Consider the following 15,485-nt stretch of genomic DNA (forward strand, 5'->3'; position numbering starts at 1 on the left):
CGGCGTGTTTTACTTGCCCGCACAGCGCGACCGCTTGCGGTTTCATCTTGGAGATGGTCGGATACCCCCCGCCGCCTCACGAGGATCGGTATTGCCCGAAGACGTTAATGGAACAAGACCGGTGTACCAATCGCGCGGTAAACCGGCTGATCCCCGCGCCGAGTCGTTGAACGGTTTCTTCAGTCCGCTTTTGAAATGACGTTGAACCAATGATTTCCATAGGGAATCGGCGGGTTGGCCGCTCGCTTCGGCCCGCGCGACAAAGTGCTTTACGCCTGCGGCGACATGCCGAACCTCGTCGTCAAGGATTCGCTGAAGGATTTTCGCGCCCGTTTCGTCCCCGCTCGCCGCCACCCGCTCCAGCATCGCGGGGGTCACGTCGAGCCCGCGCGCTTCCAGCACCATGGGCACGATGGCCAGCCGCGCAGCCACGTCATGGCGGGTTTCGTAAGCGGCGTCCCATAAGCCGCTGTGGGCAGGCAGGCAGCCGTAATGCCCGCCCATGCCGCGCAAGTGCCGCTCGATCATCGCGAAGTGCATCGCCTCTTCCGCCGCGATCTGCAGGAAGTCCGCCACGAATGCTTCGCCTAACTGCGCGCCGAAGCGGCCCGCCATGTCGAGTGCCAGGTCTATCGCCACGAACTCGATATGCGCCACCGCGTGCCATAGCGCGAGCCGGCCGCGCACCGACCCGGCCTTGCCGCGCCGTGGCATACGGTTGGGCGCCAGCAGTTCCGGCGCATCGGGCCGCCCCGGCGCGTCCGGCATCGGCGTGTCGAACCGGAAGGCCAACCGGCCAAGCCGCCAGTCGCGCGTGACCTTGCGTGCCGCCATGACCTTGGCCCGGGGCTGGCGCGTCAGCAGCGCGGCGTTGATGGCTTGGGAGAGGGAGGGCAAAGTTGCCATGGACAGGATGTCGGCTTGTTTCGTGTCGTGCGAATCCGAGACGAGAGCGGTGGCCGCTACCGTATCTCGACTTCGCGCGATACGAACGGGTCTGGCGTGATCGCGATCCGCCTCGTGGGCAGTCAAAGCTCTCGGGCCGCCTCAAGCACCGCTTGCGCGTGGCCCTTCACTTTCACCTTGTCCCACACTTTGGCGATCTTGCCCGCCGCGTCGAGCAGGTACGTCGTGCGCACCATGCCCATGTAGGTGCGGCCGTAATTCTGCTTCTCGGTCCAGATGCCCAGCGCATCGGAGAGGCCGCTTTCGGCGGCGTCACTGGCGAGCGGCACTGCAAGATCATGCTTGGCGATGAACTTGGCGTGCTTGGCGGGCGGGTCCTTGCTCACGCCGAGCAGGGCGACGCCGGCCTTTTCGAACTCCGGCTTGAGCTGGGTGAAATCGATGTTCTCTGTGGTGCAGCCCGGCGTATCGTCCTTGGGATAGAAGAACACGACAAGCGGCTTGCCGGCAAAATCGGATGGCTTCACCGTGCCGCCATCCGGCGTTTCCATCGCGATGTCGGGGAAGGCATCGCCCACGTTCGGCTTGTCGCTCATCTAAGCAATCTCCAGTTCTTCGCCAAAGGCGTCTGCCCAGGCCGCGCGCACCACCGCGCGTGCGGCGGCCAGGCTTGCCAGCAATACGTCCCAATCACCGCAAGCGCAGCTGCGCGCAAGGGCCTGGCGCGCGGCGATCGGCGGCACGTGCGAATCGGGGGCCAGCAGCCGGGCGGCCACCAGGAAGCGAGTCAGCACCGCCTGTGCTTCTGCCAGCGCGGGAGGGACCAGCGCAGCGGCCGCCAGCGCGGCGACGGCGGAGCCCAGCTCCGGCTCCAGCCCCACGCCTTCGCGCAGTTGCAGATAGTGGACCAGGAACTCCAGGTCGACCAGACCGCCCCGCGCCAGCTTTATATCCAGCGGCCCTTGCGGCGGCTTGTGGCGCGCCATGGTCGCGCGCATCTCCAGCACGTCGGCCTTCAGCTTGGCGGGGTCGCGCGGTTTGGTGAGGACTTCGCGCACGGTTTCGCACACCGCGCCTTGCCCTTGCGGCGAGCCGTAGATCGGCCGGGCGCGGGCCAGCGCCATGTGCTCCCAGGTCCAGGCCTGCTCACGCTGATATCGCGCGAAGCTCTCGATACTGGCGGCGGGGGGGCCTTGCTCGCCGGAGGGACGCAGCCGCGTGTCGATCTCGAACAGCGCGCCTTCCGCCGTGGGTGCGGAGAGGGCGGCGATCACCCGCTGGCTGAGGCGGTTGAAGTACAGCGTCGCGCCGATCGGCCGCCGCCCGTCAGATTCGCGATCGAAATTCCCGGTGAACAGGAACACGATGTCGAGGTCCGACGCGTGAGTCAGCACCCCGCCACCGAACCGGCCCAGCGCCACGATCAGCAGTTCGCCACCCGGCACCGACCCGTGATTGTGGCGGAACTCGGCCGTGGCGGCATCGGTCAGTACGCGGCAGGCGGCCTGCGCCACCCGCGCCATCGCCGCGCCGATCGCGATCGGATCGCGCGTGCCCTCGATCAGTTGCACGCCCAGCGCAAAGCGCCACTCCCCCACTTTGCGCCGCACGGTATCCAGCACCTGCTCGTAGTCGGCACCCGCTTCGAAGCGGGATAGCTCCTGAACAAGTTCGGGCACTTCGCCCGGCAGGTCGAGCGCGCTGGCGTCGATCAGGGGGTCCAGCAGATCGGCCCGGCGGGCCAGAGCATCGGCCAGAGGCGGGGCCAGGCCCAGGATATGCGCCAGCCGCACCGTCAGGCCGGGGCGCGCTTCCAAAAGGCGGAACAAGTTGATGGCGCTGGGCAGATTGTCCAGCAGCCGCTCCCACCGGGCGAGCGCTTGCTGCGGCTCGGGCGAGGCGGCCAGCGCGGCGAGCAAGTCGCCGCGAATCGCCTCGAATGCAGAGCGGGCCGCGTCCGATCGCAGTGCGCGCATCCGCCCGCTGGTCCATCCCTCGACCCGCTCGGCCGTGGCCTCGGGATCGGCAAAACCCAGCTTCGCCACGGTCTCGGCCAAGGGTTCGGCGCTCCGGGTGCGGCCGCAATCGGTGGCGGCATGGGCATGGATCAGCCCATCGTAAAGGTCGCCCACCCGCGCGGTGATCGCCGCCACTTGCGCCACCAGCGCCGCGCCATCGGGCAGCCCGTCCAGCCGGGCGACATTGTCCAGCGCCTCGGCGGTCGCGGGCAGGGCGTGGGTCTGCTGGTCCTGCACCATCTGCAACCGGTGCTCGATCGTGCGCAGGCGATCATAGCTTTCGCCCAGCAGCAGCGCGGTGTCCGCGCCGATCAGGCCCGCCTGCGCCAGCGCGTCCAGCGTCGCGCGCGTGCCCCGCAGCCGCAAGTCGGGGTTGCGGCCGCCGTGGATCAGCTGGTGGATCTGCGCGTAGAACTCGATCTCGCGGATGCCGCCGCGCCCCTTCTTGAGGTCGAACCATGGGCCCGCCTCGGCCATGCCGCGCGCGCTGTCGCGGATACGCAGGGTGAGACGGCCAATATCCGCGATCGCGCCGAAATCCAGGCTGCGCCGCCACACGAACGGGCGAATCGCATCCAGGAAGCGCTGGCCCGCCCCGATGTCTCCCGCGCAGGCCCGTGCCCGGATGAAGGCCGCCCGCTCCCACGCGAGCGCGGAGGTCTCGTAATGAGTCAGTGCGGCATCGACCGAAATCGCCAGCGGGCTGACTTCAGAGGCGGGGCGCAGCCGCAGGTCGACGCGAAAGACGTAGCCTTCGGCGGTGACGCTGGAGAGTGTTTCCACCACGGTGCGCGCCACCCGCTGCGCCGCTTCGCCCGGCTCGTCCCGTTCGCGCCGGGGGAGGAGAGCGGGATCGTAAAGCAGGATCGGATCGATGTCCGAACTGTAATTAAGTTCGCGCGCGCCGTGCTTGCCCAGCGTCAACGCCAGAAAGCCGGTGGGCTGCGCGGTGGGATCGAAGTCAGGCGCGCGGCGGCGGATGCCCGCGGTGATCGCGGCATCCAGCGCACGGTCGGCAAAGTCGGACAGGGCGCCGGTCACCTGCAGGAGCGGGAACGCCCCCGCCAGGTCGCCGATCGCCAGCGCCAGCGCCAGCGCCTGCTTTTCACGCCGCAGCGCGGTGGCAACATCGCTCGCGCCGTCGCCCGCCGACTTGGCCCAGGTCAGCGCGGCCTCGCCCTCACCGGAGGCGAGCAACGCCGTAAGATTCGGCAAGCGGTCCAGCGCGCGCGACAAATACGGCGCATGGGCATGGGCGCGGGCAAGGGCGCCGGTCCAGTCATGGGCGGAGGGCGGCGTCTGGTTCATCGTTCCCCGTGTCGCACGATCCGCGCGAACAGTGCTAGAGGCGCCGGACGAAAACCCTCGTCAAAGCGATGTCGCATTCCTTTCGCGCCGGCCAAACAAAAACCCGGCCATCGCTGACCGGGTTCTCGAGATACGGTTGTGATCTGCGGATCAGAGCTTGCTTGTCAGCTCCGGCACGATCGTGAACAGATCGCCCACCAGGCCGATGTCTGCCACCTGGAAGATCGGTGCGTCCTCGTCCTTGTTGATGGCGATGATGGTCTTGGAATCCTTCATGCCGGCCAAGTGCTGGATCGCGCCGGAGATGCCCACGGCGATGTAGATTTCGGGAGCGACGATCTTGCCGGTCTGGCCGACCTGATAATCGTTGGGGGCAAAGCCTGCGTCCACCGCGGCGCGGCTGGCGCCGACGGCGGCGTGCAGCTTGTCCGCCAGCGGGAAGATGGTTGCCTGGAAGGTGTCCGCATCCTTGAGGGCGCGGCCGCCAGAGACGATGATCTTGGCGCTGGTCAGTTCAGGACGCTCGTTCTTGGCAAGTTCGGCGCCCACGAAGCTGGACAGGCCAGCATCGCCGGTGCCCGAGATCGCCTCGACCGCGGCCGAACCACCGGTGCTGGCGGCCTTTTCGAACGCGGTGCCGCGCACGGTGATCACCAGCTTGGCGTCGCTGCTTTCCACCGTGGCGATGGCGTTGCCGGCATAGATGGGGCGCGTGAAGGTCTTCTCACCCTCGACCGAGAGGATGTCGGAGATCTGCATCACGTCCAGCAGCGCGGCGACGCGCGGAGCGATGTTCTTGCCGTTGGTGGTGGCGGGTGCGAGGAACGCGTCGTGATCACCCATCAGCTGGGCGATCAGCGGCGCCACGTTCTCAGCCAGGTTGTTGGCATAGGCCGCGCCGTCCGCCAGGTGAACCTTGGCGACGCCCGCGATCTGCGCGGCGGCATCGGCGGCGGCTTGCGCGCCCTGGCCAACGACCAGCAGGTGAACTTCACCCAGCTTGGCGGCGGCGGTGACGGTGGAAAGCGTGGCGTCCTTGACGGAGGCGTTGTCGTGCTCGACCCAGACTAGCGTCTTCATTGTCTTGTCCTTTCAGCCCTCACCGTTCGGTCTTTCGCGTGGCCCGGCCCTGGTCTGCGAGGGCCCGATCCGAACGGGAGGAGATATCAGAGGAACCGGCCTTAGTTGGCGATGCCCATGTCCTTGAGCTTGGCGACCAGCGTGTCGACGTCGGGCACCTTGATGCCGGCGCTGCGCACCGCAGGCTCCGTGACCTTGAGGGTCTTGAGGCGCGGGGCGGTGTCGACGCCGTAATCGGCGGCGCTCTTGGTATCGAGCGGCTTCTTCTTCGCCTTCATGATGTTGGGCAGCGAAGCGTAGCGCGGCTCGTTCAGGCGCAAGTCGGTGGTGACGATCGCGGGCAGCGAGAGCTTCACCGTCTCCAGGCCGCCATCGACCTCGCGCGTGACAGAAACCGAATCGCCCTCGATCTCGACCTTGCTGGCGAAAGTGCCCTGCGGACGGCCGAGCAGCGCGGCGAGCATCTGGCCGGTCTGGTTCGAATCGTCATCGATCGCCTGCTTGCCCAGGATCACCAGGCCGGGGTTCTCCGCCTCGACGATTCCCTTTAGGATCTTGGCGACGGCCAACGGCTCAACCTCGGTCTCGCTTTCCACCAGGATCGCGCGATCGGCGCCCATGGCGAGCGCGGTGCGCAGCGTTTCTTGCGCCTTGGCCGGACCGACCGAAACCGCGATGATTTCCTCGGCCTTGCCCGCTTCCTTCAGGCGAATGGCTTCTTCGACTGCGATCTCGTCGAAGGGGTTCATGCTCATCTTGACGTTCGACAGGTCGACACCGGTGCCGTCCGCCTTGACGCGCGGCTTGACGTTATAATCGATCACCCGCTTCACGGGGACGAGGATCTTCATGTGGTTCGGTCCTCTTTCTGCGGCGGCGCGGCATCGCAAGAGCCACGCGGATAAACGGTTTTGTGCCGCCGCCATTGCGCTCCTTGTGCGCTGCGTCAAGCCCTGCAAAAGGGCGGGAGGGCCGCATCGGCACCGCCAGCCACACTCCAAAAAGCGCGCAAAAAGAAAGGGGGCCGCCGTTTCCGGCGCACCCCCATTCCGTCACTTCGCATTCGTGATGTTGATCAGGCGACCGCCTTGACCTCCGCCACGATCTTCTTCGCCGCATCGCCCAGGTCGTTGGCGGGCACGATTGCCAGGCCGGAATTGGCCAGGATCTGCTTGCCCTGCTCGACGTTGGTGCCTTCGAGGCGCACGACGAGGGGAACCTGCAGGTTCACTTCCTTGGCCGCCGCGACGATACCGTCGGCGATGATGTCGCACTTCATGATGCCGCCGAAGATGTTGACCAGGATGCCCTTCACGTTGGGATCGCCCAGGATGATCTTGAACGCCGCGGTCACCTTTTCCTTGTTGGCGCCGCCGCCCACGTCGAGGAAATTGGCCGGGAAGCTGCCGTTCAGCTTGATGATGTCCATCGTCGCCATGGCCAGGCCCGCGCCGTTGACCATGCAGCCGATGTCACCGTCCAGCTTGATGTAGGCCAGGTCGTACTTGCTGGCTTCCAGCTCGGCCGGGTCTTCCTCGGTCTCGTCGCGCAGGGCCATCACTTCGGGGTGACGATAGAGCGCGTTCGAATCGAAGCTCATCTTGGTGTCGAGCACCAGCAGGTTGCCGTCCTTGGTCTCGACCAGCGGGTTGATCTCCACCATGTCGCAATCGAGGTCGAGGAACGCGGTGTACAGCTGCTTGGCCAGGGTCTGCGCCTGCTTGTTCAGCTCACCGGTAAGGTTGAGGCCGAACGCCACGGCGCGGCCGTGGTGCGGCTGGAAGCCTTCTGCCGGATCGATCGTGATGGTGTGGATCTTCTCGGGCGTGGAGTGGGCGACTTCCTCGATGTCCATGCCGCCTTCGGTCGAGACGATCATGGCGACGCGGCCGGTCGAGCGGTCGACCAGCATCGAGAGGTAGTATTCCTTCTCGATGTCGACGCCGTCGGTCACGTACAGGCGGTTCACCTGCTTGCCGGCATCGCCGGTCTGGATGGTGACCAGGGTGTTGCCCAGCATTTCCTTGGCATTCGCCTCGACCTCTTCGATCGACTTGGAAAGGCGCACGCCGCCCTTGGCATCTTGGCCCAGTTCCTTGAACTTGCCCTTGCCGCGACCACCTGCGTGGATCTGCGCCTTCACCACGTAGAGCGGCCCGGGCAGCTGCTTGGCGCCGGCGATCGCTTCTTCCACGGTCAGTGCGGCATGGCCGGCGGGGATCTTCACGCCGTACTTCGCGAGCAGTTCCTTGGCCTGGTATTCATGGATGTTCATCTGCGGTCGCTTTCTACATGGAGTTGCGAATGACAGGCGCGAGCAGGCCCGCGCGGGGAGGAATCCTTTTGCAGTGCCGCATAAGCACATCGGGGGCGCTTGAAAAGGGCCGTGGGGTGGTCGATTAAAGGTAGCGTGCCCGCTTTATCCTTATCTCGATGATTGATCGCGCTCGCCTGGAAGCCATCGTCCGCGAGGGCGGGCGCATCGCGCTCGATTCCTGGCCGGGTGACGGACACGCCTGCGAGGTGTGGGACAAGGCCGATACCAGCCCGGTTTCGGCGGCCGACATCGCGGTGGATACCTTCCTCAAGCGTGAGTTGAAGGCGCTGCTGCCCTCCGCCGGCTGGCTGTCGGAAGAGACGGCGGACAGCAGCGCCCGGATCGAGCGTTCGCTGACCTGGCTGGTCGATCCGATCGACGGCACCCGCGATTATGTGCGCGGAAGGCCGGGCTGGGCGATTTCGGTGGCGCTGGTCAGCGCTTCGCGACCGCTGCTCGCCTGCCTCTATGCCCCGGCCCGCCGGCGGGAGGAGGGCGGGGAGATCTGGCACGCCGAGGCGGGGCAGGGCGCGTGGCGCAATGGGGAACGGCTGCGCGCCAGCCACCGCCAGGCGCTGCCCGGCGCGCGGGTGCCCGCCAACGCGTTGATGAAGGAGGACGCCGACCTTACGCGAGTCGACCAGCCCAATTCGATCGCGCTGCGCATCGCCATGGTCGCGGCCGACGAAGCGGATCTCCTGGCGACGCTGCGATGGGGGTACGAATGGGACATCGCCGCCGCCGGACTGATCGCGCGCGAGGCTGGCGCGGCCGTGACGGATGCGTTCGGCAAGCCGCTGAACTACAACAAGCGCGATCCCCGGGCCTTCGGCGTGCTGGTGACCTCCGCCGCCATCCACACCGCCGCCGTGGAGCGCCTGGCCGAGCGGGCGAAACGGCTGGCCTAGACCGAGACGGGCGTGGTTTTCTGAGGGGATGAGCGGCAGACGTGCGCCGTCGCCCGCTGGCGAGCGCGGGATAACGCCAGGTTTGTTCAAGGCAGGCGTTGCGGCCGGCGCTGGCCTGGCGCGACAGGCTTGGCTCAGCATTCCATCGTGCGACCGGCGAGTGGGGGAACGCGAAAGCAGCACCACACGCTCGGCTTTCAACGTGCAAGACAACCGATGGGAAAAGCTCGCAAAAGCCCGCCGGCCCCATTTCCGGCGCTCGTGCCGGCGGGTTGAAGTCTTGCATCGCGGTGCAGGCGCCCGTCTTGAGCACCGGCCGCTTGGTGCGGAACGTCTGACGCCAGCTACGCGCCTTCCGCACCCGCCATGTCGGTCCATCTTGGGATTGATCCGACGGGTGGGGCGTATAACCCATATGGTTCTAAATGTCAAGGTTGCCAGAGCCGCGATAGACTCGTCACACGCACCTTCGCGGAAAATAACGAGGTTTCCGGCTACGATGCCGAGCGCAGAGTGCCGAATGCCGCGCGACACCTTGGTAAGACGAAGCGCAGGCAATCGCCCGCACCCGGCCACGAAAAAGGGCGGCACTCGCGCGCCGCCCTTTTCCTTCAACTCTTCGTACGAAAATCAGCGGGCGCGCTGGACGTCGTCCTGCGAAACCGGGGTGATCTTCACTTCGACGCGGCGGTTCTTGGCGCGGCCTTCTGCCGTCGCGTTGTCGGCCACCGGATAGTTCTTGCCCATGCCCTGCGTCTGGATGCGGGCCGAGGAGACACCGCGACCGATCAGGTAACGAGCCACCGCGTCAGCGCGGCGCTTGGACAAGTCCATGTTGTACTGCGCCGAACCGGTTGAATCGGTGTGGCCGTAAACGTCGATCAGGCTGTCCGGATACTGCACCATGCTCTGTGCCACGCGGTCCAGCGACGCCTGGAACGAGGGGCTGATCTCGGTCGAATCCACCGCGAAGGTCACGTCCGGCAGGTTGACCAGGATGCCGTCACCGCTGTCGGACACGTCGATGCCCGAACCGGCGGTCGATTCGCGCAGTTCGCGGATCTGTTTGTCCTTCTGGTAGCCGATCGCGCCGCCTGCGACGCCGCCGATGCCCGCACCGACGATGCGCGCGGTGCGCCCGCCGATCACGCTGCCCAGCAGATAGCCCAGGCCCGCACCGCCGACGCCGCCGATCGCGGTGCGCGAAACCTTGCGCTCACCGGTGTTGGGATCGGTGACACAGGCGGAAACCGTGACGAGGGAGAGGATTGCGGCAGCGGAAGTAAGCAAGCGGGAGGTCTTCATGGCAGGCCCTTTCTATTTTCCGGCGTGCGCCCTGTTGCGTCAGTCCCATGCAAACGCCGTCTTGGAACGATAGGCGCGGAACGGATTGCCTTGCGTAAGGTTCCAAACGCTGCGTGCAAAGGTGCACGTAGAAGTTGCGCTTCGCGTGTGCGGTATAGTCTGCTAGCTCTGGATCATTGTGACGCCGTTTCCCTGGACTGATCTCCTCATCATTGCCGCACTGATCCTGGTGAACGGCCTGTTTTCCATGTCGGAGTTGGCGATTGTCTCCGCCAAGCCCGCACGCCTGCGCATGGCGGCGGACAAGGGCAGCAAGGCCGCGCGCACTGCGATGGCCCTGGCGGAGGACCCCGGCCGCTTCCTGTCCACCGTGCAGATCGGCATCACGCTGATCGGCATCGTTGCGGGCGCCTACTCCGGCTCCAGCCTGGGCGGTCCGGTGGGAGAGCGGCTGACGGCGCTGGGCCTGCCGCCGCGCTACGCCGGTGAGGCGGGCTTCACCCTGGTGATCATCGCCACGACCTACGCCAGCGTGGTGGTGGGCGAACTGGTGCCCAAGCAACTGGCGTTGCGCACGGCGGAGCCGGTGGCGCTGCTGATGGCGCTGCCGATGGCGCTGCTGGCGCGGATCATGGGGCCGTTCGTCTGGCTGCTCGACAATTCCTCGGCGCTGATCCTCAGGCTGCTCTCGGTGCGGCGCGGCGGTGAAGATCAACTGACGGCGGAAGAGCTGCACATGATCTTCGCCGAAGCCACGCGTTCCGGCGTGATCGAGGAGGGAGAGCGGGCGATGATGGCGGGCGTGATGCGCCTGGCGGACCGCCCGATCCGCGAATTGATGACGCCCCGGCCCGAGATCCACTGGATCGACGCCGCCGCCACGCAGGAACAACTCCTCGCCCGGATCAAGGACACGCCGCACGCGCTGTTGCCGGTGGCGGAGGGTTCGCCCGACAACGTGGTGGGCGTGCTGCGCGTGCGCGAAGTGCTGGCCGCCATCGTCGAGGGCCGCCCGGCGGACATCACCGGCCTGATGCGCCGGCCCGAGGTGATCCCCGACCAGATCGACGCGATGGACGCGCTCAAGGTGCTGCAACGCGCCGAAGTGCCGATGGCGATGGTGCGGGACGAATATGGCCACCTTGAAGGCCTCGTCACCCCCAGTGACGTGCTGGCGGCTATCGCGGGCGATTTCGTCAGCCACCAGGACATCGGCGATCACCCGATGGTGGTGGAGCGCGAGGATGGCTCGCTGCTGATTTCCGGTGCGATGCCCGCGGATACGCTGGCCGATCGGCTGGGCATCGACCTGCCCGAAGACCGCGAATTCGCGACCGCGGCGGGCTATGTGCTGGCCGTGCTCAAGCACGTGCCGCAAGAGGGCGAGCACTTCGTCGAGCAGAGCTGGCGCTTCGAGGTGGTCGACATGGACGGCCTTCGGATCGACAAGCTGCTGGTATCGAACGAGAATGCCGACGATGAAGGCGATGGCGTAACCGGGGACGAGTAGGTCCGGGTTGCAACCGACTTCCCAGTTCCCAGCCCAAATCCGTTCGTGTCGAGCGAAGTCGAGACACGCAAACACGGCGCTGACGTATCTCGACTTCGCTCGACACGAACGTATCTGAGGTATCGTGCCTTAATCTCCCCTCCCGCTTGCGGGAAGGGGACTCATCGGTTCAGGCCCCGACCGAGGCCTGGGCATCGCGGCCGTCGCCCTCGGGCGCGGACAGGATCTGCTGGGTCACGCGGCCCTTGGCGACGGTGTGGGTCGCGGTGTCGCCCACGGTGGAGCGGATCGACGGGTCGGACTGGCCGGCCATGCTGAGCGCGTTGCTCTCCACGTCGCTGCGCTGTGCCGGGCCGCCGAACAGCGCGTCCAGCGTCTGGCCCTGAAGCGAATCGTCGGTGGGGCGGGGCACGCCCTGCTGCGGCGGCTTCAGCGCGAAATCGGGCGGCACCACCAGCGGCGACTGGCGCTGCACCGCGAATTCGTCCGGACGGCCACGGTTGAACAGGCCGCCGCTGGAGCAGCCCGCCAGCATCGATGCGCCCAGGCCCACGAGAGCCAGCTTCGCCAGGTTCGACTTCATCAATTCAACTCTCCGGAAGCGGGTGTCGCCTCGTCAGCCTGCGGCTTTTCGCGCGAAAGCAGGGAGCGGGCAAGGATTATCAGGACGCCGATGGTGATCGCGGCATCGGCGAAATTAAAGATCAGGAAGGGGCGGAACTCACCGAAGTGCAAGTCCGCATAGTCGACCACGAAACCGTGGTTCCAGCGATCGAGGATGTTGCCTGCCGCGCCGCCCAGCACCAGTGCCAGTGGCGCGATATCGGCCAGCAGGCGCTCCCGCAGCATCCACACCGCCACGAACAGCGCGATCGCGCTGGTCATCAGCATCAGCAGGAAGCGCATTTCCACCGAGCCCGCGGTCAACAGCCCCAGGGAGACGCCGTAGTTTTCGGTCCAGCGGAAATCGAAGAACGGCAGGACTTCCACCACGCGCACGTTGTAGAGGTTGAGGCCCCGGTCCACCCAGATCTTGATGCCCTGGTCAATCGCGAAGACCAGCAGCGCGATCAGGATGCCGATGCCCCGGCGGCGCCAGGCCAGCTTGCTGTCCACGGTCATGCTCATGCCGATGCTTCCAGCGTGCTCACCACATCCTCGCAGCGGGCGCAGAGGGCGCCATCGTCCTGAACCTCAGGGAGATGACGCCAGCAACGGCCGCATTTGTTCATCTCGGTGGGCGCGACCGCCACGCCCGCGCCTTGGCCGCGCGTGACTGTCGCCGTGATGAACAGTTCGGCCAGATCAGCGTCCGGCGCATCATCGGGCACGGTGACTTCGGCGGCGAGGCTGGAGCCGACGATCTTTTCGCGGCGCAGCGGCTCGATCGCTTCGGTGACTTGCTGGCGCAGTGCGCGCAAAGCTTCCCAGCGGGCGAGGTCGGCCTGCGCGGCGGGCACTTCGGGCCATTCGAGCAGGTGGACGCTGTCGGCGCCGGGATAGCGGCTTTGCCATACTTCCTCGGAGGTGAAGACCAGCACCGGCGCGGCATAGCGGATCAGCGCCTGGAACAGCGTGTCCAGAACGGTGCGATAGGCGCGGCGCTTCGGGTCCGAAGGCGCATCGCAGTAAAGGCTGTCCTTGCGGATATCGAAGAAGAACGCCGACAAGTCCTCGTTGCAAAAGTCGATCAGCGCGCGGACGTAGGTGTTGAAATCGAAGTCGGCGACGGCTGTACGCAGCGTGGCGTCCAGCCGCTCGAGCAGCGCCAGCACATAGCGCTCCAGCTCCGGCATCTCGGCCACGTCCACCGCTTCGGCGGGATCGTAGTCGGCCAGCGCGCCCAGCATGTAGCGGAAGGTGTTGCGCAGCTTGCGGTACTGGTCGGCCACGCCCTTCAGGATCTCGTCGCCGATGCGGTGATCCTCGGTGTAGTCGACCGAGAGCGCCCACAGGCGGATGATATCCGCCCCGTTGGTCTCCATCACCTTCAACGGGCTGACCGTGTTGCCCAGCGATTTCGACATCTTGAGGCCCTTGGCGTCCATCGTGAAGCCGTGGGTCAGGACCGCCTTGTACGGCGCGTGGCCGCGCGTGGCGCACGATTCCAGCAGCGAGGACTGGAACCAGCCGCGATGCTGGTCCGAGCCTTCGAGGTAGAGGTCGGCCGGCCATTGCAGCTCGGGCCAGCGCCCGCTTTCCAGCACGAAGGCGTGGGTGGAGCCGGAATCGAACCAGACGTCGAGGATGTCGGTGACGCGCTCGTAGTCGTCTGCCTGGTACTCGTCGCCGAGGTACTCCTGCGCGCGGGCATCGCTCCACGCGTCGACGCCCTCCTGCTTGACGGCGGCGATGATGCGGGCGTTGACCTCCGGGTCGACGAGGTACTGGCCGGACTTGCGATCGACGAACAGCGTGATCGGCACGCCCCATGCGCGCTGGCGGCTGAGCACCCAGTCAGGCCGCCCCTCCACCATCGCGCCGATGCGGTTGCGGCCCTTCTCGGGGATGAAACGCGTGTCGGCGATGGCCTTCAGCGCGGTGTCGCGGAGAGTGCGCTGCGAAGTCGAGACACGCTGCCCCATCTCCCGATCCATCGGCACGAACCACTGCGGCGTGCAGCGGTAGATCACCTTCGCCTTGGAGCGCCACGAGTGCGGATACGAATGCTTGTAGTCCGCGCTCGCCGCCAGCAGTCCGCCGGCCTCGCGCAAGTCCGAACAGATCGGCCCGTCGGGCGCGTTGAACTTGGGGTTGATGACCGAACCCTGCCCACCGAGCCAGGGCCAGTCGGCGCGGTACTTGCCGTCGGCCTCGACCACGAACTTGGGGCCGATGCCGTGCGCCTTGCACAAGTCGAAGTCGTCCTCGCCATGGTCGGGCGCCATGTGGACGAGGCCGGTGCCGCTGTCGGTGGTGACGAAATCGCCGGGTAGCAGCGGACGCGGCTCGGCGAAGAAGCCGCCGAGGTGGCGCATCGGGTGGCGGACCATGGTGCCGGCGAGATCGGAGCCTTTACCGCGCCAAAGTTCATCGGAACGGCAGATTGCAACTTCGTTTATCGACCGACGACCAAATCTCGATGCGGTAGTTCGTTGCAGAAATTCGCGCCAGCGATCAGGGTTCAATAGAACTTTTAGACTGGACCTATCGTCGAATCCTATATCGACCAAGACGTATTCAACCTCAGGCCCATACGCGAGCGCCTGATTCACCGGGATCGTCCAGGGCGTCGTCGTCCAGATCACCGCATGCGCGCCGACCAGTTCCGGGATCGGGCTCTCGATGATCTCGAACGCCACGTCGATCTGCGTCGAGACGATGTCCTCGTATTCGACTTCCGCCTCGGCCAGCGCGGTCTTTTCGACGGGCGACCACATCACCGGCTTGGCGCCGCGATAGAGCTGGCCGCTCTCCGCGAACTTGAGCAGTTCGGACACGATCGTGCCTTCGGCCTGCGGGTCCATCGTCAGGTAGGGCTTGTCCCAATCGCCGTTGATGCCCAGGCGCTTCAGCTGCTCGCGCTGGACGTTCACCCAGTTGGCGGCATAGGCGCGGCATTCGGCGCGGAACTCGACCGGGTCGACCTGGTCCTTGTCCAGCTTCTTCTTGCGGTACTGCTCCTCGACCTTCCACTCGATCGGCAGGCCGTGGCAGTCCCAACCGGGTACGTAGGGCGCGTCCTTGCCCAGCAGGGTCTGGGTGCGCACCACCATGTCCTTGAGGATGTGGTTCAGCGCGTGGCCGATGTGCATGTCGCCATTGGCGTAGGGCGGGCCGTCGTGAAGGATGAACTTTTCACGACCGGCGCGGGCGGCGCGCGTCTTCTCGTACAGGCCGGCTTCCTGCCAGCGCGCCAGGATAGCCGGCTCCTTCTGGGGAAGGCCTGCCTTCATCGGGAAGTCCGTCTTCGGCAGGAAGACAGTGGCTCGGTAATCGCGCTCTTGGGTCATGACCTGCGGCCCTTAGCGGGGCGTGCAGCTTGGCGCAATTTCTGGTTCATGCTGAGGCCGGCGACGGGGGAAGGAAGATTGTTTCGCGCAGAGGGCGCAAAGGCGCAGAGAAAAAGAAGAGGCGATCCTCTTGGCCGTCAGGCCCTTGCGTGGTGGTAGGTTGCAATTGGTGGGATTGTC

Annotated in this window: 12 protein-coding genes; 2 read left to right on the forward strand and 10 right to left on the reverse strand. The window is 66.2% G+C overall.

What is annotated here, in order from left to right; genetic code table 11:
- Positions 1–42 precede the first annotated feature (42 nt).
- The 6 genes from GGR39_RS02755 to sucC form a co-directional block, all read right to left on the reverse strand.
- The gene (locus GGR39_RS02755) at positions 43–906 is read right to left on the reverse strand and encodes a ferritin-like domain-containing protein (RefSeq protein WP_183615759.1); all 864 of its coding nucleotides are present in this window, start codon (positions 904–906) and stop codon (positions 43–45) included.
- 122 nt (positions 907–1,028) lie between these two features.
- Entirely contained in the window at positions 1,029–1,502 is a 474-nt protein-coding gene (locus GGR39_RS02760; RefSeq protein WP_183615760.1) for a peroxiredoxin, read from the reverse strand.
- Positions 1,503–4,232: a bifunctional [glutamine synthetase] adenylyltransferase/[glutamine synthetase]-adenylyl-L-tyrosine phosphorylase gene (locus GGR39_RS02765; protein WP_183615761.1), complete on the reverse strand. Its 2,730-nt coding sequence runs from the start codon at positions 4,230–4,232 to the stop codon at positions 1,503–1,505.
- 150 nt (positions 4,233–4,382) lie between these two features.
- Positions 4,383–5,312 carry an electron transfer flavoprotein subunit alpha/FixB family protein gene (locus GGR39_RS02770; protein ID WP_183615762.1) on the reverse strand — a complete coding sequence of 310 codons (930 nt, stop codon included), beginning with the start codon at positions 5,310–5,312 and terminating at the stop codon, positions 4,383–4,385.
- A gap of 101 nt (positions 5,313–5,413) precedes the next feature.
- Entirely contained in the window at positions 5,414–6,163 is a 750-nt protein-coding gene (locus GGR39_RS02775) for an electron transfer flavoprotein subunit beta/FixA family protein (protein WP_183615763.1), read from the reverse strand.
- 224 nt (positions 6,164–6,387) lie between these two features.
- Entirely contained in the window at positions 6,388–7,587 is a 1,200-nt protein-coding gene (gene sucC / locus GGR39_RS02780) for an ADP-forming succinate--CoA ligase subunit beta (protein ID WP_058735544.1), read from the reverse strand.
- A 158-nt stretch (positions 7,588–7,745) separates the two neighbouring features.
- On the opposite strand from sucC, the gene GGR39_RS02785 reads away from it, so the two are divergent.
- Positions 7,746–8,537 carry a 3'(2'),5'-bisphosphate nucleotidase CysQ gene (locus GGR39_RS02785; RefSeq protein WP_058735543.1) on the forward strand — a complete coding sequence of 264 codons (792 nt, stop codon included), beginning with the start codon at positions 7,746–7,748 and terminating at the stop codon, positions 8,535–8,537.
- Between the two features lie 630 nt (positions 8,538–9,167).
- Here GGR39_RS02785 and GGR39_RS02790 read toward each other — a convergent pair.
- Positions 9,168–9,842 carry a YiaD family glycine zipper/OmpA-like lipoprotein gene (locus GGR39_RS02790; RefSeq protein ID WP_058735542.1) on the reverse strand — a complete coding sequence of 225 codons (675 nt, stop codon included), beginning with the start codon at positions 9,840–9,842 and terminating at the stop codon, positions 9,168–9,170.
- 178 nt (positions 9,843–10,020) lie between these two features.
- On the opposite strand from GGR39_RS02790, the gene GGR39_RS02795 reads away from it, so the two are divergent.
- Positions 10,021–11,352, forward strand: a complete 1,332-nt coding sequence (locus GGR39_RS02795) for a CNNM domain-containing protein (RefSeq protein ID WP_183615764.1) — start codon at positions 10,021–10,023, stop codon at positions 11,350–11,352.
- 169 nt (positions 11,353–11,521) lie between these two features.
- Here the strand turns inward: GGR39_RS02795 and GGR39_RS02800 are convergent, their stop codons facing one another.
- Genes GGR39_RS02800 through ileS form a run of 3 tightly spaced genes read right to left on the reverse strand, consistent with a single transcriptional unit; the run spans position 11,522 to position 15,305 of the window.
- Positions 11,522–11,935, reverse strand: a complete 414-nt coding sequence (locus tag GGR39_RS02800; RefSeq protein WP_183615765.1) for a DUF3035 domain-containing protein — start codon at positions 11,933–11,935, stop codon at positions 11,522–11,524.
- The gene (gene lspA, locus GGR39_RS02805) at positions 11,935–12,474 is read right to left on the reverse strand and encodes a signal peptidase II (RefSeq protein ID WP_183615931.1); all 540 of its coding nucleotides are present in this window, start codon (positions 12,472–12,474) and stop codon (positions 11,935–11,937) included. The genes GGR39_RS02800 and lspA overlap by 1 nt, the downstream gene beginning before the upstream one ends.
- 2 nt (positions 12,475–12,476) lie before the next feature.
- Entirely contained in the window at positions 12,477–15,305 is a 2,829-nt protein-coding gene (gene ileS / locus GGR39_RS02810; RefSeq protein ID WP_183615766.1) for an isoleucine--tRNA ligase, read from the reverse strand.
- Between the last annotated feature and the right edge of the window lie 180 nt (positions 15,306–15,485).

Source organism: Novosphingobium fluoreni, from assembly GCF_014196615.1.
In the GTDB taxonomy this organism is placed as follows: Bacteria; Pseudomonadota; Alphaproteobacteria; order Sphingomonadales; family Sphingomonadaceae; genus Novosphingobium; species Novosphingobium fluoreni.